This is a genomic window from Paenibacillus sp. FW101-FHT12H11, from assembly GCF_058790355.1.
In genome coordinates this window covers 667,676-687,641 of the sequence record NZ_JBYTCO010000004.1, presented here as the reverse complement: position 1 = coordinate 687,641, position 19,966 = coordinate 667,676, and the positions used below count along the sequence as shown (strand labels likewise).

Here is a 19,966-nt window from a genome sequence, read left to right as displayed (position 1 = left end):
ACGGCCCACTCTCTCCCTATAAGCAGAAATAAGAGTCCATCTGGACTCTTATTTTCCCGTTCCCCATTCTTCCAGCAGTTTCTGCTTGATGACATCTCTGGCCCGGAATAGCCGCTGCCGCACTACACCCTCAGTGACCCCTAATTCAATCGCCATATCTTTGTAAGATAAATTATGTATCCATTTCATTGCAATAATTTGACGGTAGGAGGGGGTTAGCTGATTAATGTAAGAGATGATGGCTTCCCGCATGAGCTTCAGCTCGACTTCTTGATCCAGGGAACCCAAATAATCCGAGGTAGGTGCCGTTTCCTTGATGCACAGCATCAGTTCCGTTTCTAGCTCATCGCGGTTACGTTTGTGCTTGCGAAGATGATTCAGCGTGACATTCCGGGTCAATTTCTTGACCCAACTTTCATATTTATCAATATCCTGAAGCAGCGGCGCCTTCCGCACAGCTCGAAGAAAAGACTCTTGAATAATATCCTCCACGGCCGCATGATCCCTAAGTATAAAATAAATCATCGGATAGACGAGTAGATAAAACTCTTGATATATCTGTTCCTGCACGCTCTTCTCTAAAGTGTAAAAATCACTGCTAAATAACAGTTTGAGAGACTTCGAAATAAACGCCCCCTAGCCAACCAGGTAAAAACATTCTCTGTTTCTTACCCTTATTTTAGGGCAAAGCAAGGGAGTAAACAACAATAAAAAGTTTGTAATATGGTAATAAAACCCACTTAGTGCTTATGTTGGTTTTTTTCGAGCTATGGACATGGGCCGCCCTATTTTGACAGCTGTCACATCATCAGATAAACTAAAAGTGTCTTACTATTTTCCATCCGAAGGGATGAAACTATGAATACAGATTTTGAGAAAGAATTCAACGCACTTGTGTTAAAAACCGCAGAACTCATTACGGGAGATACATCGCCTGAAATGCTTGAGAAAATAAAAGTATGGGCATTTTTTAATCATGTTCATAAATCGCTCCCGGCCCTGACTTCTCATTGGAATCAAACGCATCCCGAAAGCAAAGCGGAAGTGCGTCGAATTTTCGAAGAGATTCGTGATTTGAATCAAGCTCTGCAAGCTAACAAGCCTGAGTCGAAGTAATTCGCTCACCATGAAAAAAAGCGGATTCCCAGTCCATAGACCGGGACCCGCTTATTTTTTATTTAAAATCCCCGATGCCAAACGGTCGAATAGCCGAGGAAATAAGTGAAACAGCTTAATGCCAACGCCCGCTACAAAGGGAAGATTTTTCTCCGGTATTTTCTTCTCAATGGCATGGATCAGTTCTTTCACAACCTTCTCCGGTTTGAGCATAAACCATGCTACATTTTTAACGTAGTTCCCGCTCGGATCTGCTTTATCGAAAAAAGGTGTGGAGATCGGACCCGGATTAATCGCCGTCACAGAAACCCCTGTTCGCATTAACTCCTGGCGCAAGCTGTTCGTGAAACCAAGCACCGCATGTTTCGTTGCCGAGTAGCCCGTAGATTTGGCCGAACCGATTTTCCCCGCCATGGACGCTATGTTAACAATATGACCATTCCCCGCCTTCAACATATGAGGCAATACAGCTTGCGTGCAGCGGACAACCCCCATGTAGTTCACGTTCATCATATCCTCAAAATGTGCCAGGGGCGCACCGGCGAACGGCTCAAATATCCCGTAACCCGCATTATTGATTAAAATATCGATACGTCCGAACTTCGCAATAACCTGACTAACTACGTCCTGTACTTGCTGAGTATTCGTAACGTCAAGCGCGTAAACAGCATGCTGGCCCTGAATGCCTGCAGCTATCGACTCAAGCTTGTCTGTACTGCGGGCTGTCAAAATGGGAATCGCCCCCATCGCCGCAAATTGCTGTGCCATGACAGCGCCGATGCCGCTTGACGCTCCGGTGATCAAGACGATTTTGTTCGAAATGTTCAACGTCATTTCTCCCCATTCCAGTAAATTACAAAAAAAAGAGAACCGCTATTCGCAGTACTCCATTCATTCTAGCTTATGTATACAACATTTCATTCCATATTCATATTACGTAATTAACACTTGAATGTCCAGTTCCCCAATGCTATCCATAATCAAAGGGATCGTCAGCGCTCTCTTCGGCACAAAACCGGCAGCCGTCGCTGATTGAACCAGCTTCGGAGGCGTGATATCTACCCTTACGCCTTGATTAAACAACATGGTGCTTGCATTCCCGCTAATCATATTGCCTAGCTCCGATATAGCGCTCTTGCCCATTTCGTCCATCTCCGTAATTACAAACCCGCCCATCATCGCGGAAACCATCTTCAAAGCGACGTCCTCGGCCAAGCCGAATACAATATCGCCTTCCATTTGTCCGGTCATCCCGATTTGGATCCAAATATACTTTTCCACAAATTTGACGTCTTTGACGCCGAGCTGCCCTGTAGTTGGGCGAATGTTAGCAACCTGCTCGATGACAATTCTAGCCGACTCCAAAAAAGGATTAATGTACTCAGCCTTCATAGCTCCGCTCCGATCTCATTTGTGAATAAGTTCCACCAAAAACGACCTTTTTCAACATTATACCTAAAATACTAGGACAAGTATACTGTATTTTTTCATAAAATAGTTCCTTATACTCACATACAGACACTCTTCCTGCCTTCATACTAAAATTGTCGAATCTGGATTTATGGATCATTATCAGCAGGAAATACAGCAAGTAATCTGGAAGAATATATAAATATGTGTCGAATCCTGATAGGCTTGCAGGGTATTCGTCCTTTTAAAGGAGCGATGAAAGGCAACCATGATGAAACAGAAAACGACAATAAAACATTGCACGTTATATCAACTTACGCTTGTCTATCATATTATCGCTCTGCTGCTAATCGGTACGAACTTTTTCATCGTTCATCAGCTTCCATATGTAGTCGAGCACCGTCCCATTGGGCTGGCTATCGATATTGTCGTACTATGCGCGATGCTCGGAGTGGCCTTATACGGGCTCAGAAGAATCAAAAAAGGAGAAACTTCCATTCTGGAAACCGCTGAGCGGTACCAATCTCTATACGACAATCATCCGGACTCGATTATTTCTTTTAGCCTGGACGGTGAAGTGCTGTCAGCCAATCACGGGCTTGAGAGCCTCCTGGGTCTTGGGCGCGAGAACGCCACGACTTCTTTTATCCCAATGATCAGCCCGCCTGATTTGCTTAAAGCCTTGCATCATTTCCAAGTGGCGTCAGCCGGGATGCCGCAAAATTTCGAGGCTGCTTTTATCCATCAAAACGGGATTCCGATCCCTTCGAATGTAACGTTCGTTCCGACGAAAGTCGACGGTCAGGTGGTAGGGATTTACGCGATTCTCAAGGACCTGACAGAAGTAAAAGAACAGAAAAAAGTTATCGACAAACTCTATAAACAAAATCAGCTCATCCTCAATTCCGTCTCCGAAGGCATCTATGGGATTGATATGAGTGGGCGCACAATCTTCTGGAATCAAGCTGCTGAAACGATAACCGGCTGGAAAGTAGATGAAATGCTCGGCAGGCAAATACATAATCTAATTCGGCCTGAGAAGGCCGACGGCACTCCTTTTTCGCGTGAAGAAAGTCCTGTTTTGAACACGATTCTAAATCGGGATGCTCCTATTATGAAAGAGGACCTGTTCTGGAGAAAGGATGGCACTTCCTTCCCTGTCGAGTTCATGTCGAGTCCCATCCTGGAGGAGAAGGGGCACATTCTCGGTACCGTTATTACATTTAAAGATATTACCGCATTAAAAAAGACCCAGGAGCTGCTGATCAAATCGGATAAGCTATCAGCTGTAGGCCAACTGGCGGCTGGGGTGGCTCACGAAATCCGCAATCCATTAACAGCTTTGAAGGGGTTCCTGCAATTATTGAAAACAAACAGTACAAAAGAGCAATATTACATAGAAATTATGCAAAAAGAGCTGCAGCGCATTGAGTTTATCGTGAATGAGTTCCTGTTCGTCTCAAAACCGCAGGCTACTAATTTTGATACCCGAACCATTGACTCTATTGTGATTAGCACGATCGAGCTGCTGCAACCCCAAGCGATATTGGAAAATATTCAAATCGAAGCCGATATTGAGCCTAATCTGCCCCCTGTTTCTTGCGACGAAAGGCAAATTAAACAGGTTTTCATCAATATTTTGAAAAATGCCTTGGAGTCCATGGAAGAGGGCGGTTTAATGCGTATCGAAGCTGCAGCCGATGCCGCTAAGAAAAACATCACCATCCGTTTCATCGATCAAGGGTGCGGTATTGCACCAGAGCGGCTGCCCAAGCTGGGGGAACCTTTTTATAGCACCAAGGAAAAAGGCACCGGTCTTGGCCTCATGGTATGCTACCGTATTATTGAAGCACACGGGGGCATGATGGAAATTCAAAGTAAGTTGGAAGAAGGAACGACGGTTGAAATTACACTTCCTTCCACACAAGTTAAAATAACCGAAGGAGTGTCTGTAATATGAACGGTTTTCTCATAGATTTGGATGGTACGTTATATCGGGGGCATGAACCGATTCCACATGCAGCTGCTTTCATTCAGTGGCTGCAGCAGCACCAATTGCCCTACTTATTGGTGACGAACAATTCGTCCCGTACACCGGCGCAAGTCGCCGAACATCTGCTGGCATTCGGCATTGAAGTGCCGGCGGCGGCGGTCTATACGTCCTCTCAGGCCGCCGCCAAGTACTTGACTGAGCAGAGCCGGGGCCGCAGCGTGCATATGGTCGGCGAAGCCGGACTGCGGATCGCCCTGGAGGCGTCCGGCTTCGATATGGAGGGGACGACGCCTCCGGATTACGTCGTCCAAGGCATTGACCGCAGCTTCACTTATGCGAAGCTGACCGAAGCGGTCCGCCACCTGAAGGCCGGCGCGACCTATGTGTTAACCAATCCCGACCGCATGCTGCCGTCGGATGGAGGTCTTATGCCAGGGGCTGGCTCCCTGGCCGCTTCGATCACCGCCGCCTCCGGCGTGGAGCCGGTGGTGATCGGGAAACCTTCGCCGATCATCATGGCTTACGCCATCGAGCGGCTCGGTCTACCTGCCGCCGATGTCTGGGTCATCGGCGATAACGTGCATACCGACATTCGCGGAGGCGTGGTGTCGGGGTGCCGCACGGCGCTCGTGCTGACCGGCGTCGCAACGCCGGAGAACGTGCACGAGCAGATGGCGTCGGCGGGCGTGGCGCCGGACCTGGTTTGCGATGACTTGGCACATCTCATCGCGCAGTTTAGTAGGCTTGGCGGGATATAAGCCGCTGAGGTCGAGGGTTTCCACTCTACCATCACATTACACACCATGCCGCTATCTTCCACCTAACTGCCGCCAACAAATTTCAATAACCCTAGCGGGAATACCGCTAGGGTTTTTACTTACAAGAACTACAGGCCTCTATTAGCAGGACAAACACGTTGTTTCCTCTTGGAGCGGAACTACAGGGCTTTATTCGGCCTCTATCATCCGATTTTCAGGGCATTCCTGCAAAATAACGGACCACAGTTCCCCTCATGGGTGGAAAATGCGCCTTTTCTACGGAATAGCATACCGTAGTTCCCTTTGCATCTGGATGGACACTCGCAAAACAGAAAACCTCCAATCCACACTGCGTGTGGAATTGAAGGTTTTCGATTTAGCTGCAATTTGTGGCTAGCTGTATCTTCTGGTTAGCTACGGCTTGTGGCTTGCTATTTCTGCATGTTTCCGATTACGCACGATCAATCCAAATGGTCCCAGTCCACCTCGGGCGGGGAGCCCTTTTCCTGCAAGCGGCCTTCCCTTGCATCCTTTTGCAGCTGCTCCAGCCATTTTAACTCGCTGAACGAACGTTTATAGGTGCCAATCATCATCTGTAAAATAACGCGAGGAACTACGTTCCGATGTTCTTCATACAAGCTTTTCATTCGGTTCATGCTCATTTTCTGAGCCAATATTTTATTTTCCAAGATATCGGCTATTTTGGCTTGATCGCCATGCACGGAAAATGGCAGAGCGACGTAGAGCGGGTGATAGTGTTTGATTTCTTCATGAAACTGCTCGATCAACAGCTCTTGAAATTTAAGCTTCCCAGCCTCTGTAATTTGAAAGACGGTTTTCTCCGGTCGATTCGTATTGCGCACGACTTCAAGTGCTTCCACATGACCGTCTTTACGCAGTTGATCCATCGCATAATAAAGCGAGCCGTCTTGCAGCTTCATATAATTATGCATGCCTCTTTCTTTCATCGTTTGCCGAATTTCATACGTATGCCGGTTGGCTTCCATCAACAGACCAAGTATGACGAGCTTCATCGACATAGCGGTTACCTCCTAGTGACCTGCAGGTGCACTCCCTTTGACAGGAGCTTTCCCCACTTCCAGCTTCGCATTCCCCATGAGTAAGATAAACGCGAGTCCAATGACTGCTAAAACAATCGTTGTTTGAAAAACAACTGCAATGGAATCCGCAAGTGCGGTCAGCAGCTTGTGCAGCACATCGGCAGGAATGTTGGCACGAACCTGAGGCTGCAGCAAGGCGCGCGCATCATGAAACTTCTCAGCCATAGCCGGATCTTGTAGGGTTTGTGTAATGTTATCTCTAAGTGAGTTTACCTGAATACTACCAAATACCGCAACTCCAATGGCGGAACCTACGGAACGGAAGAAGCTAACAAGTGAAGTCACTGTACCTCTGCGCCGGAAGTCTACTTTATGCAAAGCGGACATAGAAGTAATCGGGAAGCATGCTCCGATGCTAAGTCCCATTAGAATCATAAAAGTCGTGATGACCCAACGCTTGGAATCGATCGAAATGCTACCCAAAAGCGATGTCGCCACAATCAACAATGCTACGGATACGAGCATCACGTTACGGTAAGAGAATTTTCCTATGAAACGTCCGCCTAGTGCGGAGCTGACAACAACACCCAGCATCATCGGCGTGAGTGTAGACCCCGCGCTTGTTGCAGAGCCTTCAAATACACCTTGAATAAACAAAGGAATATACGTCCCCCCTGAAATCAAAACAGCCCCGTAAGCGAAGCTGACACCCATGCTTGCGGTGAACAGGCGGTTTTTGAACAGGTCGAGCGGAACGATCGGTTCGGCTGCAAATTTTTCAACCGTCAGGAACACGGCCAACAGTACAGCAAACCCTGCGAAAAGACTAATAATTTGCCAGGAAGCCCATGCATAGTCTTTACCGCCAAGCTCTAGGGCAAACATCAGGGACACAATCGCTGCTGTCAGTAAAATGGTACCGCTCCAGTCGATTTTGGCTTTGCTGTGCTCCACAGACTCATGGTAGGAGAAAATAATAAGCAACAAGGACACAATGCCGAGCGGTAGATTAATGAAGAAAATCCATTCCCACGTGACATAGTCCGTGAAATAAGCGCCGATGATCGGACCGAGCACGCTCGATAAACCGAATACGGCCCCGAAAAGCCCTTGCATTTTACCCCGTTTCTCCGGTGGGAAAATATCAAAAATAATCGCAAAGGTAATCGGCATCAAGGCGCCGCCTCCGATACCTTGAATCGCGCGATACACGATGAGTTGAGTCATCGATGTGGCGGTTCCGCAAAGCGCAGAACCGATCATGAATACGATGATCCCAATGATAAAAAATAACTTACGGCCGTACATATCCGAGAGCTTTCCGAAAATCGGCATGGCTGCCACGTTAGCAATCAAATAAGCTGAGAAAACCCAGACATACTGGTTGAATCCCCCTAGTTTGGACACAATGGTTGGCATCGCTGTAGAAACAATTGTTTGATCCAGCGCAGCCAGCAAAAGTCCTAACATCAACCCGACGACTGTCCAGGTAGGGTTAGACTTGCGTGTTAACGACATGAAATAAATCTCCTTTACCATTCAATTTGATTATATACTAATTATTATAATCAAATTTGAGTATATGGCAATGAAATTCGACAGGCCGTTGTCCGAGTTTTCCGGGAGACATTGCCGACCCCCTCCTTCCTATCATATAATAAGCTTAGAAAAGGTTTTTATGCCCTTTACAATTTCGATAAATTTTATTTGTAATTACAATTTGAATAGCAGGAGGTAATCGCATGAATATGAACCAGTTGGAAACGTTGCTCACGATTTCCAAGACGATGAGCTTCCGCAAAGCTGGCGAAATTCTTAACTTGACCCAACCTGCCGTTTCCGCGCAAATCAAGAGCCTAGAAGACGAATTCGGCACGATTCTCATCGATCGCAACCAGCCTGTCACGTTAACCGATAGCGGAAAGCTATTTCTGGAGCATGCTGAGAAAATGCTGCGGATCGCCAGTGACCTCAAGCAGCGCTTGTCAGATTTACACCAAACACCCCAAGGCCATATCCACATCGGCACGACGACCTCCATTGCCATGCAAATTTTACCGCGGGTGCTTTCTTATTTCCAAGACCAATTCCCTTTGATCAAAACGACCATTCACTCCATGACCTCTTCGCAAATCATGACCTCCGTTGAGAATAGTCAAATCGATATCGGGATTACTTATTTATTTGAGAAAAATCAGGCCTTGGAAACTTCCGTGCTGTATTATGACAATTTCGAGCTCGTTGTATCGACGCAGCATCCACTCAGCCGATTCGCCCATTTATCCATTGAAAAACTGCGCAATATCCCATTCATCATGCTTTCTCCAGAGACCGCTGGGCGCCGCTTTGTCGATCAGGTTTTCAAAAACTATGATGTCGCGCCTCATATTGTCATGGAGTTGTCCAGCAGTGAAGAAGTGAAGCGCATGGTTGAGTTAAACCTCGGCGTCGCCATCATTTCCAAGCTGTCTGTAGCGGATGAACTGCGGCACGGCACTTTGAAAATTGTGAAAGTAAATGAGTTGGATATTACCCATCCTGTAGGTGTAGTATATAAGTCGGGACGTTACTTAAATTCTGCCATGCAGCAGTTCCTTCGAGATTTAAAAGGGATGCCGGAAACGCAATTTCTTGGCTCAGAATAAATAACAAGCTTAGGAGGTATTCTCGTATGAAATTCGACCTACATACCCATCATGACCGTTGCGGGCACGCCCAGGATAAAATTCGTGACTATATCGAAGCCGCTATTGCCGGCGGTTTGAAGGCGATTGGGATCTCTGACCACTCCCCTTATTTCGGAAGTCCGGAAGATCACGCACAACCTTTAATCGCCATGGCCAAAAGTGAATTCCCCCGCTATATCGAGGAAGTGCTTCAGCTGAAAAAAGAATACGAAGGTAAAATTGATGTCCTGTTAGGCGTAGAATCCGATTATTTCCCTGAGCATGTTGATGTCTACCGTCAGGAGTATGCCAAATACCCGTTTGACTACATCATCGGCTCGGTGCATTTGTCCGGCGGCGTCAGTATTTTTAATCGCAACAGATGGAAGGATTTGAATGACGCGCAGAAAATCGAGCAGAAGGAAGAGTACTATCGCCTTATTGCGGAATCCGCCCGCTCCGGCATGTTCAACATCCTTGGGCATATTGATGCTATGAAAGGCTTTTACCCAGCTTTCTCTGACATTCCGACGCCAGCCGTCAACGAAACATTAAAAGTCATCGGCGAATCCGGTGTAGCGATCGAAATCAATACGTCAGGCAAAACCAAAGACGTAGGCGGTTGGTACCCTTCGCACGCGATGCTAGAGCAAGCCCTTCACTACGGCGTCGAGGTAACGTTTGGCTCCGATGCTCATATTCCAAGCCGTGTTGGCGATGATTGGGATGAAGTAAGCAAAACGCTGAAAGAGATCGGCTTCAAACATTGGGTTTATTTCAAAAACAAACAAAAACAAGTTGTTCCTCTATAAAAACGAGGCTGCCCCGCAAGTAGATGATTCTACTCCGGTGCAGCCTCTTTTCATTTAAATAGCATTCATAAAGCTGAGCTTCGGTTTCATACTCATCTGCAAGATAACCTGCGTCTGATCGGCCGACATCGGTTGGAAGAAGTAATAGCCTTGAATTTGGCTGCAGCCATTCGCGACCAAAAATCTGGCCTGCTCTTCCGTTTCAACTCCTTCAGCAATAATTTGCAGTTGGAACGATTTGGCCACCGAAATGATCGCTTTGATCATAGCCCGGTCCTTGTCATCGGTGTGTACGCCGCGAACAAACGACTGGTCCAGCTTGATTTTGGTAACGGGAAACCTTTTTAAATAACTGAGCGAAGAATAATGCGTGCCGAAATCGTCAACGGATATCGCTATGCCCAACTTGCGCAAACGCCCGAGAGCCTCCAGCTGATCATCTCGCATCGCGACATTTTCGGTAATTTCAATTTCCAGATACTTGGCCTCCAGGCCTGTTTCCTCTAAAATTTGAATCACTTTATCGACAAAACGTTCATCATTCAGCTGTTTAACGGAGAGATTAACGGATACTGTCAATGGTTCTTGCAAAATGTTATGCCAAGCCTTCATCTGCATGCAGGCCCCCCGCATCACCCATTCGCCGATAGTGACAATAAAACCCATTTCTTCGGCAATTGGAATAAAATCTGAAGGGGGAATGTAGCCCTTCGTCGTGTGGTTCCAGCGCAGCAAGGCTTCAACACCTATGACTTTACCCAGATGGCAATCGATCTGCGGCTGATAGACAATCTCAAGTTCGTTCCGCTCAATGGCCTGACGAAGGTGGTTCCCCATTTCCAGCTTCGATAGGGAATTCATCGCCATTTGCTTATCGAAGAAGCTATAGGAGCTGCCGCTCTCCTTTTTGGCCATATACATGGCGATATCCGCATTTTTAAGCAGGGATTCCCATGTCAATCCGCCATAAGGATACTGCACGATCCCGATGCTTGCACTGATGAAAAAAGCACGGCTCGATAACAGGCACGACGGCTTCAAAATCTCAATCAGTTGCTCGCAAAAATGCCGGACGTCCTGATCATCTGCACAATCTTCGAGCAAGATCGCGAACTCGTCCCCGCCGAATCTGGCGAAGGTGTGAAAGGGGAGCTCGGATTGCTGAATCCGGTTGACAACCTCACGCAGCATCAGATCGCCCATATGATGGCCATGCGAATCATTGACCATTTTAAAGTTATCCAAGTCAAAAAACAGCACCGCCAGCGAGGTATGGCTGATTTCGTTATAGACGATCTGTTCCTTCAAAACCATTTGAAAATACCTACGATTATGAATCCCTGTCAGTACGTCATGATAGGCCAGATAGGAAAGCATTTGTTCGGACTCCATCAGTCTTTTGGTCGATTCTTGCAGCTCCTGCTGCCCGGCTAGCAGCTCCTCATTCACCGCCGTCAAATCTTCATTGGCGAGCTGCAATTCCTGCGTTCGCTCATTCACTGCTTTACTTAATGTATCCCGCTGTCTAAGCATATAAAGGAAAAAGAGCAGGCCGAGAACCAATATCGTAATGAATGAAGCTCGTGTCACTAAAATCTGCTGCTTGATGCTCTCAACCGCACTGTTCGGAGGAAGCGCACCCAGCTCCCAATGATGATCCGCAAGTTCTATGTTGGCCTTCGTATGCCTCTCTTGAAAGACCGAATCATCCCCGAAAAAGGCAGGTTGACCCGGATCGCGGATCGCAAGCCGATCATTTCTGGGGTCCCCGTTTTTTATGCCCGCTTCCGCAAGCAATTGATCCACATCGACTCCAACGGATACGAATCCCCAGAATTCCCCGTTTTGATAAATCGCTTTGCGCGCAACTAATCCGTCCATCCCTTGCAGCAGCTTAAACGGACCATCCATGGTCATCCTCTTCGTTGTTAGCGCGTTTACAATTTGCTGCTGTACGTTCGGACGAGGGTCGTTCAACAAATCCCAATTCATTATGCTTTCATTGCCCTTAAGCGGAAAAACGGCCTTTACAATCCCTTTGGGGGCGATAAGTAGATTAAGTGTAGAAGCTTGAGCGCCAAGATATAGAGAAGCAATGTAATTCAACACTTCTTGATCATCTTTGTTTTGCAAATAATTTGAATTGACATACGCTTCCAGACTGACCATTAAGTTAAAATTGCGGTCAATGACCGATTGCAATACCAATGCCCTTGAGGATAATTGCGACTGTTCGGTCATTCTAAGCTCATTCAATAAGGAGTTTCTGTACTTATCGAGAACAAACTCGGAAGATGAGACCAATATGACGAAAACTAGAGCTATAATCGTGTATTGCATCGTTTTCATGAGACTCTACTCCCGTCATCCTTAAACTTTAAACGTCATAATTCGACATCTCCTCTCTATTATTTCATCTGCGAACCGCTAGATCAATCTTTTTATATGAAATGGATGACTTCCAAAATCAGGACATAGAAAAGAGTTTACAGTCCGAATAGGTCTTGCACTTTTCACAGATAGTGTGAAACAATAGAGGCAAGTCACACCCTTGTGGGGGGATGTCCATGAAGACGCATCTCGGATCTCTCGGAAATCTGCGTCCTACGGTCAATTTCAGTAATTATTTTCAAGCTCCTGCAGGTACGTTCTGGGGGCCGCGCACCATTCCCGACTGCCAGCTCATCCTCTTGATCGCTGGTTCCGCCAGTTTTGAATTCGCAGGCAAATGCCTGAATTTGCTGCCTGGGAATTGCCTGTTCTATGGCTCAGACACACCGCATCGACTAACCATTTCTTCCGACGGTCCCTCGACGCTGGGGAGCATCCATTTTAGCTGGGACTCCGCCTCGACCGAAGCCATACACCCAGAACCGACAATCATTTTACATACGAGAGAGCATTTAGTAAAACCTGCCAAAACCTATACCGTTCATGTGGAAGGCCACGGGGATGTGGATATGTGGCATTTCTACGAGTTTACGCAGCTGGAAAGCCTGTTTGCGCGGATCGCCAAGGAATTCGTCCATCAGGAGCCTGGTTACGGTTCGATTGCCCGCGGTTACCTCATTCAAATCCTTACCACTTTGTTGCGTTATCAAATGGACAAACGTTTTCGCGCTGCAACCGAACATAGCAAAATTGCAGCATCCATTGAAGCGATTCAGCAGGATGCGTCCCGCAATTGGTCAACGCCCGAGCTTGCTGCTATAAGCGGCTATCATCCCACTTACTTCGCAGAGTTGTTCCGCGAAGCAACCGGCTATGCCCCCAAGCACTATTTGGTTCTGGAAAGAGTGAAGCAAGCGCAGCTGCTTTTGCTGCACGAATCCACCATTGAAGCCGTAGCCATGAAATTAGGGTATTCCAGCATTCATTATTTTTGCAGAAATTTCAAGGCGGTTACCGGATTGACCCCAACGGAGTTTAAACAACGCAATGTCGCGCTTTAGATGAATCTGAACGATTGGAGATATGTTATGGATATTATTGAAATTCCTATCGCATTAATTGATGAAGACTCGGACCAGCCCAGATATCAATTCGATGAAGAAGCCCTTCAAGAACTTATGAAAAGTATTGAGGAAATTGGTTTGCTGTCTCCCATTAAAGTAAGAACAACAGCAAACAATCGCTACAAAATCATCTATGGAAACCGCAGGTATAAAGCTAGTAAAATGCTTGGAAAGCCTACCATGTCCTGCATTGTATCTAATGTGACAGATGAGATGGAAATTTATTTGGAGCAAATTGCGGAGAATTTGACGCGGGAAGGCTTTTCGCCGATTGAGGAAGCCGAGGCTTTCCATAAGCTGATGAACGATGCGAAGTTCAGTTCTTCTATTAAGTACCTCTCTAGCAAACTTGGCAAACCTGAGTCCTATATCAAAAATAAATGTGATCTGTTAAAATTCGGCAACGCCGTCAAAAAGCTGATCGTCAGCGGCACGGAAATTCGCAAGGACAAGCTGACCGAAGATCAACTGCTGCCTATCAAAGATCTCGCCATCGAGCATCGCGACCCGCTTGCCTTGATTATTGCAAGAGACGAAATGCCGGTAAGCGATGTGAAGAAAATCGCAAAAATGTTCAAAGATAAAGAAATTTCGGAGAGTACGAAAGGGAAGCTTTTGTACAAATCGGGGCACGAATTGGTCGAAACGTGGTCTGTTTTTCAAAACAACCGCGCCGAACGGGCTAAGCCTGCTCCGGCAAAGGCACCGGCCAAAGCGCAAAAAGCAGAAAAAGCCAGCACGGGGATCGATACGCCACTGGCGGAGCAAAGCGGGCACTTGCCAAGCAGCCAATCTCAACGTGTTGAGACTGCGGCAATGGAAATGGCAGTGGCCCCTATTCAAATGAAACTGCAGCAGCTTCTCTCGGTTGTACAAGCTCCAACAGAGAGCGATTTGCAGAGCGATGCTTCCAAGCTCGACGCCAGCGAAAAAGACAAGTTTTTAAACGATGTCGATACGTTAGTCGAGCATTTGGAAAAGCAATTAAGCCAGTGGAAAAAAGTCAGAGAATTGGCTTATTCAAAATAACTTTTTCGCATAACAGTGCCTTGGTAAACCACCGTACATCGGGCGGGAGAACTGCAGCGTCAATCCAGCGGACTCTAAATTTTGCCGGCTTATCACATTGTCTGGATGAACGGTCGCATATAAATAGAGCATGTCTTTCTCCCGTGCTCGCTGTTCTCTCCAGGCATGAAAACGCCGCTGCAGTCCTTGTCCTCTCACCGACTCGTGGACAATGGACCCTTCCAGCGAAGCAACTCTTGGCAGCTCTGCCTCCGGCACGCCAAACTCACGTCCGAGATTACCGGCGCTTAGCCCAGGGAATGCAATCACCGTATAAGCAACGAGTGTATGCCCTTGATAAGCGCCGTACATCTCGCCTTTTTGCTCAACATATTCATATAACGCTTCTAAACGATCCGTCGAATAATAAGCACTGGACGGCAGCCGTGAAACCACATCCATCAAAAGGGCTTGCACCTGCGGCACATCCTGCTCCCCTAATCGTTGTATGTCCAAAATCAATGGATCCTCCTTCAACTGAATGCTCTAATGTGCTCTAATCTCCCATGGCCGACTTTTTTTGCAAGGCAACCCACATCGATTTATTACGGTATTCGTCCTCTGAGCCAAGTTCGCGTCCAAACCAAGCTGGCGCTTCAAATTGCTCCGCCGCTTCAATGCTTGGAAACTCGACCTCAACCACTGCCAAATCCACTTGCTTGTATTCATCAATTTCATAATAAAGTCCCGCATGTTCTACCGTAGTACGAATCTTCTCTAACGGAATCAAACCTGTGTGTTCCAAAAGTTGTTTATACACCGTTTCAGAGATGTTGTACTCAATTTCTTCGCGAACCATCCCATGACCGGACTTGAACGTATGCGTAAAATGCGACTCGCCAGAGCTATCGACTAGCTTTCGCACTCGAATTTCCTGATCCTCCGAAAAAGCCAAATACGTTTGATAAATGTACTGCTTGGACACCAGCTTAATATCTTGATTCTCTAATTCACTCGCAGGGAATGCAGGCAATAAAAATTTTTTTTCAATTTCAGCACTCATAGGTAAGCCCCTCTCCCAAACCAATCTTTATTTTAACCACCATTTTACCATAAAAATGCTTGCGCAACCTGATGCCAGTTATTTGTACAAGGCTCTGAAACGAGCTGGGGAAATGTCATTCCATGCCCGAAACATTTTACCAAAATGAAATTCATCGGCAAAGCCGCAAGCGACCGCGATCGCTTTCATGGGTTCCTCTGTCAGCAGCAGCAGTGTTTTGGCTTTCTCATTGCGAATTCGGTTCAAATACTCCTTGGGGGATATGCCCATCTGCTGCATGAACATTTTCCGCAATTGGGAAACGGAGATGTGAAAATTCCGCGCCAGCTCCTCCATTTTGAGAGGACGGTTGTAGCAGGTTTCCATCCAAAACTTTGCTTGTTGAAAAGCTTTCATATACGGGTCCGTCGACTCCTGCGTATCTCTCATATAATGAAGCAATTTGGAGAGCACGTATTGAAACTCCGCTTGTCTCTCATGCGGATCGGTCCCTTGGATCGACCACATTTGCTTAAACTGCTCATGAATCCAAACCGCTTGCTCCGGAGAATATAGTTTGATAAAAGGCAAGTTCAGCGTGTCCAGGTACACAGGCTTTTGCCAAATGGCCTGCTCATAAGGTACATCGAAAGCATCAAATAAAAGCATACGGATGTAAAGCGGTTGGTCTATGGAAGATGACATCGTCAGGGTAAAACCCGGCTTGAGATAGATCAGCGTCCCTGTTCTCACTTGAATGGGTTTCTCATCCGGTGAATGCGAGAATTCCCCCTCCCCGCTCATAATCCAGTAAAGCGAATGAACATCCATCGTATTGCGGATATCCTTCCACCCAGGCACAGGAAGCTTCTCATAGGTCAGACGAAGATGATAAATTCTGTGAGCTTTCGATTCCATATAACCACCACCTGCAAAGCGATTTTGACAAATGATATTACCCTTTATCCATAGATTATCCCCATTCCTCCATGATACGCTTTACGAAACAGACATGAAAGGGGATTTTTCCTTTGATTCGTACTTTTGGACAACACATCCTCCGCAAAACACGCACACTTGATGGACTATGGGATTTTGTCACAGATCCAAGCAATTTAGGCACTACAGAGGAATGGTACAAGAAATTTCCTTCCGATTCCCGTAAGCTCGTTGTTCCTTCCTGTTGGAATAATGAATTAGGCTTATTCGAATACATTGGCGTTGCATGGTACCGTACCTATTTTGATACAACCCAAGACAGCAATATTCGTATGATCTTTGAGGGCATTCTTCATCATGCCGATATTTATGTGGATGGTCAGCATCTTGGTTATCATTTTGGTGGGTATACACAGTTTAGTACGCTGCTTCCGCATTTGGCCCAAGGCCAGCATGAACTTATTATTCGCGTGGACAGCACTTTGGACTGGCAGACACTGCCTACCGATGTGGCGGATTGGTACTCCTACGGCGGTATTATCCGTTCCGTAGAGCTGCAAGAGCTGCCTGACGTCTATATTGATACGATGAAAATCGATTACCATTTGACAGGTGATCAAGCGGATATCAGCTTGCAAGTACAGGTCAACTCGCTAAGCGATACAGACAGTGAAGTCGAGGTTAACGCTTCTACAAGTGGACTCATTTTTCCCGCTGTCACCGTGCAGCTGCTAGCAGGCCAATCCACACAATTAACCCTGCGTGGAACCCTCGCTAACATCCGTCGATGGGATGTAGGCCGCCCCGAACTGTATACGTTCACCGTTCAGGCTGGCGAAGATGACCTTATCGACCGTACAGGATTCCGAACAGTTGCCGTCGACAATGGCCAAATCCTTTTGAACGGGCAAAAGCTCTATCTGCAAGGGGTTAATCGACACGAGGAGCATCCGGAGTGGGGCTTTGCTTTCCCGCCTAAGCTCATGCTGAAAGACCTTGGCATTTTGCAGGATCTAGGCTGTAACATCGTGCGCGGTTCGCATTATCCGCAAAGCCAGTTCTGGATGGATCTGCTGGATGAACACGGCATGCTTCTGTGGAGCGAAATCCCGATGTGGGGCTGTTTCATGAGCACAGATACGCTGGCCAGCCCTCTTTTTGCAGAACGTGGCGTTAAAATGCTGGATGAAATGATTACCCGCGATTATCATCATCCTTCGATTATTTTCTGGGGAGCTCATAATGAAATCGATACACGCACGACTGAGGCGCTTGAGCTAACGAAAAAGTTCGTAGGTAAAATCCGCAGCATGGATGAAAGCCGTCTAGTCACTTATGCCACCATGCACCCTGTGGAAGATATCGTCCTTTCTTACTTCGATGTTATCGGCATCAATAAATATTACGGCTGGTACGAAGGGAACGTAAACGGGTTCCGCGATATGCTGCAAAATTATTACCGCAATGCGGAAGCGCAAGGCGCTGGAGATAAGCCTTTGATCATGAGCGAGTTCGGTGCGGCCGGTATTTTTGGAGACGCCGGCTGGGAGCCGCGCTTGTTCAGCGAAGATTACCAAGCTGACGTTGTGCAGCAGGCGCTGCACATTTTCCGCGACGATCCGCGCATCGTCGGTACGCTGATTTGGCACTTCGCCGACATCCGCGTCGATGTGCGCAGCGACCGCCCTTACTTCCGCGATCGTGCGCGAAGCTTTAATAACAAAGGATTGCTGAATGAATACCGCAAGCCTAAGCTGGCTTATCGGATTGTGAAGGATATCTATCGTTCGAAGCGATAATAGGAAGGGACCCTGCCTTGATGGCTGGGTCCTTTTTTTGCTGCGGGGTTGGCGGGCGGAATTTCGAGTGAAACTGTAGCATCTAACTTCAACAGCTCAAAATGGGCTTGGTAGCTTAAGTGCACCTCCGAGATCTCGCGTACAACCCCAGTACCTCTAGTGCAACCCCGTTTCAATCAGTATGTCAAATGCAACTTCTAAATCTCGCGATCGGCTTCAGCACCTCAAGTTGGGGAACTACAGGGCTCTATTTGAGCGAAATAAGCCGTTATTCTCAGGTGAGCGGAACTACAGAATCTTATTTGTTACCAGATGGCTGTATATCGGCCGAAATCAGCAAATTAGAGGACCGTAGTTCCCTTCGAACTGTGATCTCGCCATTTTCGGACAAATAGCGGACTGTAGTTCCTCTTCATTCAAAAAAACTCATCCATGAGTTGATAATAATGAACTTTTGCTTCATCTATCGTTGGCAGGCCATAAGCATCCAGGAAAGTTTGCACATATGCATGGCCAAAGTTATATCGGATACTTCGAATCGCCAGGGCTATATCCTGATACCGATCTGCCATCCCCGCCCTGCCCCAATCAATAAAACCGTGCACCTTGCCATCCTTGAGGATGATATTGGGTAAGCAGTAGTCGCCGTGCGTAAAAACCAAATCCTCGGTCTCAGGCCTCAGGCGCAGAAGCTCCTGCGCTAAATCCGCAGCTTTTCTTCCTTGTCTCTGCGAATCAAAATCATCTTCATCAACAAGCTGCTGCTCCACCCGTCTTGTAGCTTCAACGATCTTCGACTCCAGCGTTTGATCAAAAGGACAGCCATGAACGGGGACTTCATGAACGCTTCTAAGTCCATTGGCTAATTGCTGCATTAATTGCGGCAGCATGTTTTCATAGGACTTGTCCGAAGCATTGACTCCTTCAATCTCCGTCATTAGCAAGTATTCATTGGCATCGTCTTGTCCATAATATACAAGCTCTGGGACAGGCAGTTTACCTTGTAGCCAAACCAGCCGTTCCTTCTCGTGATGAAGACTTTCTACTGCCGTGCGGGACTGGATTTTTATGTATAAGTTAGATGAGGCACCTGACAAGAAGTACGTTTGAGACTGAGATAAACCAAGGGTAATTTTTTGCCAGTTGTAACCGTTTGTCAATTTCGACAAATCCTCTGGAAGCGCTATAGTTTGCAAACTGAGATCCCCCACTCCGCTTTTGAGTTAGTTGTCTTGAGAGTTCAACAAAACCATCTTTATCGATTTAATCAAAAGAGCATAATCAAAACTGTCAGGAGTCGTTGTGTCCACTTCTATCATTGTACCACCAAGAGTAAGCGGTGTAAGGTCGCCCCGCAAGATTCTTGCTTTATTTTCCTCCTGTTCAATCCATTCCAAATCAGCATGAGCAGCATGGCGCTCTTTTGCCCCCATACGTGTCAGGAACCGCTCCAGAAGCACTTTCCCATCCGTTCTGCACAGAATTTGAATGGGTTCGAATCCGGAAGTACGCTGTAAATTCAAAAATTCGGCGCTTCTTAACTCAGGTCGGCCAAAAAATCCTTCAATGATCATGGATTGGCCCGCTGATAACAAAGTGCCTGCAATGGCATAAAGCATGGTAAAAGAGGCCGGTGCCATCAAAGGGGGGCAACCTTTATTCTGGCAGTCTAACGCATCGTAAAGGGTTTCATATATACCATCTCGCGAGAATAATGGCATACGCAGGTCTTGTTCAAGCCGCTTACCTAAGGTTGTTTTTCCTGTGCCGGGAAGTCCGTTAATGATGATGACGAAAGGTTTTGACATGAGCACGAGCTTCACCTCCAGAGCTAAAAAAGGGACCTA

At 46.9% G+C, this 19,966-nt stretch carries 19 protein-coding genes; 8 read left to right on the top strand and 11 right to left on the bottom strand.

The features are described 5' to 3' along the window. Positions 1–48 precede the first annotated feature (48 nt). Complete coding sequence (locus AC3WTJ_RS16600; RefSeq protein WP_246069395.1) at positions 49–570, bottom strand: RNA polymerase sigma factor; 522 nt, start codon at positions 568–570, stop codon at positions 49–51. Between the two features lie 288 nt (positions 571–858). Between AC3WTJ_RS16600 and AC3WTJ_RS16595 the strand changes: the two genes are divergently transcribed. Continuing rightward, a complete protein-coding gene (locus tag AC3WTJ_RS16595; RefSeq protein ID WP_157326726.1) occupies positions 859–1,116 on the top strand; it encodes a DUF2573 family protein in 258 nt (85 codons plus the stop codon). A gap of 51 nt (positions 1,117–1,167) precedes the next feature. Here the strand turns inward: AC3WTJ_RS16595 and AC3WTJ_RS16590 are convergent, their stop codons facing one another. Next, entirely contained in the window at positions 1,168–1,950 is a 783-nt protein-coding gene (locus tag AC3WTJ_RS16590; RefSeq protein ID WP_492522688.1) for an SDR family NAD(P)-dependent oxidoreductase, read from the bottom strand. 99 nt (positions 1,951–2,049) lie between these two features. Then, positions 2,050–2,508 (bottom strand): chemotaxis protein CheX, encoded by a 459-nt coding sequence (locus AC3WTJ_RS16585; RefSeq protein ID WP_127458539.1) that lies wholly within the window; start codon positions 2,506–2,508, stop codon positions 2,050–2,052. 286 nt (positions 2,509–2,794) lie between these two features. On the opposite strand from AC3WTJ_RS16585, the gene AC3WTJ_RS16580 reads away from it, so the two are divergent. Beyond that, a complete protein-coding gene (locus tag AC3WTJ_RS16580) occupies positions 2,795–4,486 on the top strand; it encodes a PAS domain-containing sensor histidine kinase (protein WP_492522687.1) in 1,692 nt (563 codons plus the stop codon). Further along, positions 4,483–5,277 (top strand): TIGR01457 family HAD-type hydrolase, encoded by a 795-nt coding sequence (locus AC3WTJ_RS16575; RefSeq protein WP_492522686.1) that lies wholly within the window; start codon positions 4,483–4,485, stop codon positions 5,275–5,277. The genes AC3WTJ_RS16580 and AC3WTJ_RS16575 overlap by 4 nt, the downstream gene beginning before the upstream one ends. A gap of 461 nt (positions 5,278–5,738) precedes the next feature. On the opposite strand, the gene AC3WTJ_RS16570 is transcribed toward AC3WTJ_RS16575, so the two are convergent. Both AC3WTJ_RS16570 and AC3WTJ_RS16565 read right to left on the bottom strand, forming a co-directional pair. Continuing rightward, positions 5,739–6,317 (bottom strand): PadR family transcriptional regulator, encoded by a 579-nt coding sequence (locus AC3WTJ_RS16570; protein WP_407869313.1) that lies wholly within the window; start codon positions 6,315–6,317, stop codon positions 5,739–5,741. 12 nt (positions 6,318–6,329) lie between these two features. Beyond that, positions 6,330–7,856, bottom strand: coding sequence for an MDR family MFS transporter (locus tag AC3WTJ_RS16565; RefSeq protein ID WP_492522685.1), 1,527 nt, complete (start codon positions 7,854–7,856; stop codon positions 6,330–6,332). A 224-nt stretch (positions 7,857–8,080) separates the two neighbouring features. Between AC3WTJ_RS16565 and AC3WTJ_RS16560 the strand changes: the two genes are divergently transcribed. Next, complete coding sequence (locus AC3WTJ_RS16560) at positions 8,081–8,983, top strand: LysR family transcriptional regulator (RefSeq protein ID WP_315953999.1); 903 nt, start codon at positions 8,081–8,083, stop codon at positions 8,981–8,983. 26 nt (positions 8,984–9,009) lie between these two features. After that, entirely contained in the window at positions 9,010–9,816 is an 807-nt protein-coding gene (locus AC3WTJ_RS16555) for a histidinol-phosphatase (RefSeq protein ID WP_492522684.1), read from the top strand. 54 nt (positions 9,817–9,870) lie between these two features. Here the strand turns inward: AC3WTJ_RS16555 and AC3WTJ_RS16550 are convergent, their stop codons facing one another. Then, the gene (locus tag AC3WTJ_RS16550) at positions 9,871–12,165 is read right to left on the bottom strand and encodes a bifunctional diguanylate cyclase/phosphodiesterase (RefSeq protein WP_492522683.1); all 2,295 of its coding nucleotides are present in this window, start codon (positions 12,163–12,165) and stop codon (positions 9,871–9,873) included. Positions 12,166–12,383: 218 nt separating this feature from the next. Here AC3WTJ_RS16550 and AC3WTJ_RS16545 point away from each other — a divergent pair, with 218 nt between their 5' ends. Both AC3WTJ_RS16545 and AC3WTJ_RS16540 read left to right on the top strand, forming a co-directional pair. After that, entirely contained in the window at positions 12,384–13,268 is an 885-nt protein-coding gene (locus AC3WTJ_RS16545; protein WP_492522682.1) for a helix-turn-helix domain-containing protein, read from the top strand. Between the two features lie 27 nt (positions 13,269–13,295). After that, the gene (locus AC3WTJ_RS16540) at positions 13,296–14,360 is read left to right on the top strand and encodes a ParB/RepB/Spo0J family partition protein (protein ID WP_492522681.1); all 1,065 of its coding nucleotides are present in this window, start codon (positions 13,296–13,298) and stop codon (positions 14,358–14,360) included. On the opposite strand, the gene AC3WTJ_RS16535 is transcribed toward AC3WTJ_RS16540, so the two are convergent. From AC3WTJ_RS16535 to AC3WTJ_RS16525, 3 genes are all read right to left on the bottom strand, one after another. Next, entirely contained in the window at positions 14,352–14,855 is a 504-nt protein-coding gene (locus tag AC3WTJ_RS16535; protein WP_492522680.1) for a GNAT family N-acetyltransferase, read from the bottom strand. The genes AC3WTJ_RS16540 and AC3WTJ_RS16535 overlap by 9 nt on opposite strands. Before the next feature lie 40 nt (positions 14,856–14,895). Beyond that, entirely contained in the window at positions 14,896–15,402 is a 507-nt protein-coding gene (locus AC3WTJ_RS16530) for a CYTH domain-containing protein (protein WP_492522679.1), read from the bottom strand. Between the two features lie 78 nt (positions 15,403–15,480). Continuing rightward, entirely contained in the window at positions 15,481–16,299 is an 819-nt protein-coding gene (locus tag AC3WTJ_RS16525; RefSeq protein ID WP_492522678.1) for an AraC family transcriptional regulator, read from the bottom strand. Between the two features lie 113 nt (positions 16,300–16,412). Between AC3WTJ_RS16525 and AC3WTJ_RS16520 the strand changes: the two genes are divergently transcribed. Next, positions 16,413–18,119: a glycoside hydrolase family 2 protein gene (locus tag AC3WTJ_RS16520; RefSeq protein WP_492522677.1), complete on the top strand. Its 1,707-nt coding sequence runs from the start codon at positions 16,413–16,415 to the stop codon at positions 18,117–18,119. A 416-nt stretch (positions 18,120–18,535) separates the two neighbouring features. Here AC3WTJ_RS16520 and AC3WTJ_RS16515 read toward each other — a convergent pair whose 3' ends face one another. Then, on the bottom strand, positions 18,536–19,315 hold the full coding sequence (locus AC3WTJ_RS16515; RefSeq protein WP_492522676.1) for an APH(3') family aminoglycoside O-phosphotransferase: 780 nt from the start codon (positions 19,313–19,315) through the stop codon (positions 18,536–18,538). Positions 19,316–19,342: 27 nt separating this feature from the next. Then, positions 19,343–19,927: a P-loop nucleotide/nucleoside kinase family protein gene (locus AC3WTJ_RS16510; protein WP_492522675.1), complete on the bottom strand. Its 585-nt coding sequence runs from the start codon at positions 19,925–19,927 to the stop codon at positions 19,343–19,345. Positions 19,928–19,966: the final 39 nt, after the last annotated feature.

Excerpts from the sequence above, each read along its gene's own strand:
- AC3WTJ_RS16595 (WP_157326726.1), top strand. The coding sequence starts at position 859 with ATGAATACAGATTTTGAGAAAGAATTCAACGCACTTGTGTTAAAAACC.
- AC3WTJ_RS16590 (WP_492522688.1), bottom strand. The coding sequence starts at position 1,950 with ATGACGTTGAACATTTCGAACAAAATCGTCTTGATCACCGGAGCGTCA.
- AC3WTJ_RS16585 (WP_127458539.1), bottom strand. The coding sequence starts at position 2,508 with ATGAAGGCTGAGTACATTAATCCTTTTTTGGAGTCGGCTAGAATTGTC.
- AC3WTJ_RS16580 (WP_492522687.1), top strand. The coding sequence starts at position 2,795 with ATGATGAAACAGAAAACGACAATAAAACATTGCACGTTATATCAACTT.
- AC3WTJ_RS16575 (WP_492522686.1), top strand. The coding sequence starts at position 4,483 with ATGAACGGTTTTCTCATAGATTTGGATGGTACGTTATATCGGGGGCAT.
- AC3WTJ_RS16570 (WP_407869313.1), bottom strand. The coding sequence starts at position 6,317 with ATGTCGATGAAGCTCGTCATACTTGGTCTGTTGATGGAAGCCAACCGG.
- AC3WTJ_RS16565 (WP_492522685.1), bottom strand. The coding sequence starts at position 7,856 with ATGTCGTTAACACGCAAGTCTAACCCTACCTGGACAGTCGTCGGGTTG.
- AC3WTJ_RS16560 (WP_315953999.1), top strand. The coding sequence starts at position 8,081 with ATGAATATGAACCAGTTGGAAACGTTGCTCACGATTTCCAAGACGATG.
- AC3WTJ_RS16555 (WP_492522684.1), top strand. The coding sequence starts at position 9,010 with ATGAAATTCGACCTACATACCCATCATGACCGTTGCGGGCACGCCCAG.
- AC3WTJ_RS16550 (WP_492522683.1), bottom strand. The coding sequence starts at position 12,165 with ATGAAAACGATGCAATACACGATTATAGCTCTAGTTTTCGTCATATTG.
- AC3WTJ_RS16545 (WP_492522682.1), top strand. The coding sequence starts at position 12,384 with ATGAAGACGCATCTCGGATCTCTCGGAAATCTGCGTCCTACGGTCAAT.
- AC3WTJ_RS16540 (WP_492522681.1), top strand. The coding sequence starts at position 13,296 with ATGGATATTATTGAAATTCCTATCGCATTAATTGATGAAGACTCGGAC.
- AC3WTJ_RS16530 (WP_492522679.1), bottom strand. The coding sequence starts at position 15,402 with ATGAGTGCTGAAATTGAAAAAAAATTTTTATTGCCTGCATTCCCTGCG.
- AC3WTJ_RS16525 (WP_492522678.1), bottom strand. The coding sequence starts at position 16,299 with ATGGAATCGAAAGCTCACAGAATTTATCATCTTCGTCTGACCTATGAG.
- AC3WTJ_RS16510 (WP_492522675.1), bottom strand. The coding sequence starts at position 19,927 with ATGTCAAAACCTTTCGTCATCATCATTAACGGACTTCCCGGCACAGGA.